Source organism: Shigella sp. FC1567, from assembly GCF_001743015.1.
GTDB classification, from domain to species: domain Bacteria; phylum Pseudomonadota; class Gammaproteobacteria; order Enterobacterales; family Enterobacteriaceae; genus Escherichia; species Escherichia coli.
The window spans coordinates 1-2,032 of record NZ_MIIV01000229.1 but is presented as its reverse complement, the minus strand read 5'-3'; the positions used below and the strand labels follow the sequence as shown (position 1 = coordinate 2,032).

At 45.1% G+C, this 2,032-nt stretch carries 2 protein-coding genes and 2 pseudogenes; 1 reads left to right on the top strand and 3 read right to left on the bottom strand.

All coding sequences use genetic code 11. From position 1 onward, the window contains the following. The 3 genes and pseudogenes from BHE85_RS14150 to BHE85_RS14145 form a co-directional block, all read right to left on the bottom strand. The coding region (locus tag BHE85_RS14150) for a transposase (RefSeq protein WP_000567707.1) at positions 1-248 on the bottom strand (248 nt) is incomplete at its 3' end. A gap of 78 nt (positions 249-326) precedes the next feature. After that, positions 327-401, bottom strand: a pseudogene (locus tag BHE85_RS27525) (hypothetical protein); the annotation flags it as partial. A 90-nt stretch (positions 402-491) separates the two neighbouring features. Further along, positions 492-773 carry a YjcB family protein gene (locus BHE85_RS14145; protein WP_001295689.1) on the bottom strand — a complete coding sequence of 94 codons (282 nt, stop codon included), beginning with the start codon at positions 771-773 and terminating at the stop codon, positions 492-494. A 429-nt stretch (positions 774-1,202) separates the two neighbouring features. On the opposite strand from BHE85_RS14145, the pseudogene pdeC reads away from it, so the two are divergent. Beyond that, a pseudogene (gene pdeC, locus BHE85_RS14140) lies at positions 1,203-1,937 on the top strand (c-di-GMP phosphodiesterase PdeC); the annotation flags it as partial. Positions 1,938-2,032: the final 95 nt, after the last annotated feature.

Below are 2,032 nucleotides of genomic sequence, written 5' to 3'. Positions count from 1 at the left end.
AGTTCTTTAATCTGCTTCATGGCGGCAGCAAGTTCAGAGGCAGGAACAACCTGTTCTCCGGCGGCCACAGCAGTAAGACTTCCTTCCTGGTATTGCTTACGCCAGAGAAATAACTGGCTGGCTGCTACACCATGTTGCCGGGCAACGAGGGAGACCGTCATCCCCGGTTCAAAGCTCTGCTGAACAATTGCGATCTTTTCCTGTGTGGTACGCCGTCTGCGTTTCTCCGGCCCTAAGACATCAATCATCTGTACTCCAATGACTAGTCTAAAAACTAGTATTAAGACTATCACTTATTTAAGTGATACTGGTTGTCTGGAGATTCAGGGGGCCAGTCTAGAATCGTAACGGGATACCAGATCAAGAGCCTGTCCAATGTGCATAAAAAAATCCGGAAACAAGTGAGCGTTTCCGGATTCTTACACAGCCACTGGATCGGTCAACTGATCCTTAACTGATCGGCATTACTCCGTTATGGAGGCTTCTACGTATCAGGTCAAAATCATTGGCCATTGTGGCGGTGTCTGATTCATCTCTTCTATCATCACCGACTCGATGTTGTGCCAGATAGCGGTGATGTCCGCCATTGTGATGCCAAGCAACCCCATTGCGAACCAACAGGCGGAAACAACGCCCAGACCGCTGCTGATCACCGCAAGCCCGACATAATCAGACCGACGAAAACGGATGTTGAGTGTGCTGGCCAGAAACATCATTACGGCACTAAGAAGTTGCCAGCGAAGAAGAACCACGCCAGTGGTGAGGGTAGCCATCAAACAATTCCTCTGAAAAGAGCCGATGCCCTGGACAGCGCGGCGTTGTTCACGGGAGGCGTGGTACACTCTGGCTATCGCGGGGCTTGCAGAACACAAAAATGAAACACTCTGTTTGTTTCATTAATTTTGTGAAATATATCACAATTGATTGTTTGTTAGCCATATTAGGCCGTGACTTTTATTGCTGTACAGATTATGTGGTTTTTCAGTGGCATTAAGGGCATATCTTCCCGCCGCCTCTGCATTCCTGTAGGAAATTAATTTTGAATATCAATGAATTATTTTCATCCAGGTGACGATTAGAAAGGTATCAATTTCAAATCAGGCAAAAGTGCTATTTATACCGTAAGATTTATCTAAAGACGTCGGTACCCAGGGTTTTCACCTTACAATGGCCGGGTATAAACAGGCAGGAAATTGATAGCAATGAGTCATCGTGCACGACACCAATTACTGGCGTTGCCGGGCATTATCTTTTTAGTTCTCTTTCCCATCATTCTTTCGCTATGGATTGCCTTCCTTTGGGCAAAATCAGAAGTGAATAATCAGCTCCGAACCTTTGCTCAACTGGCACTGGATAAATCCGAGCTGGTTATTCGCCAGGCAGATTTAGTGAGCGATGCAGCTGAACGCTATCAGGGGCAAGTTTGCACTCCAGCCCATCAAAAGCGAATGTTGAATATTATTCGTGGCTATCTTTATATTAATGAATTGATCTATGCCCGTGATAACCATTTTTTATGCTCATCGCTGATAGCGCCTGTAAACGGCTATACGATTGCACCGGCCGATTATAAGCGTGAACCTAACGTTTCTATCTATTATTACCGCGATACGCCTTTTTTCTCTGGCTATAAAATGACCTATATGCAGCGGGGAAATTATGTGGCGGTTATCAACCCTCTCTTCTGGAGTGAAGTGATGTCTGATGATCCGACATTGCAATGGGGTGTGTATGATACGGTGACGAAAACCTTTTTCTCGTTAAGCAAAGAGGCCTCGGCAGCAACGTTTTCTCCGCTGATTCATTTGAAGGATTTAACCGTACAAAGAAATGGCTATTTATATGCGACAGTTTATTCGACAAAACGCCCAATTGCAGCCATTGTTGCGACTTCATATCAACGTCTTATAACCCATTTTTATAATCATCTTATTTTTGGGTAATGCTGCCAACTTACTGATTTAGTGTATGATGGTGATTTTAAGGTGCTTGCGTGGCTTCCATTTCCATCAGATGTCCTTCCTGCTCCGCT

Coding starts and splice junctions, on each gene's coding strand:
- BHE85_RS14145 (WP_001295689.1), bottom strand. CDS start 773: ATGGCTACCCTCACCACTGGCGTGGTTCTTCTTCGCTGGCAACTTCTT.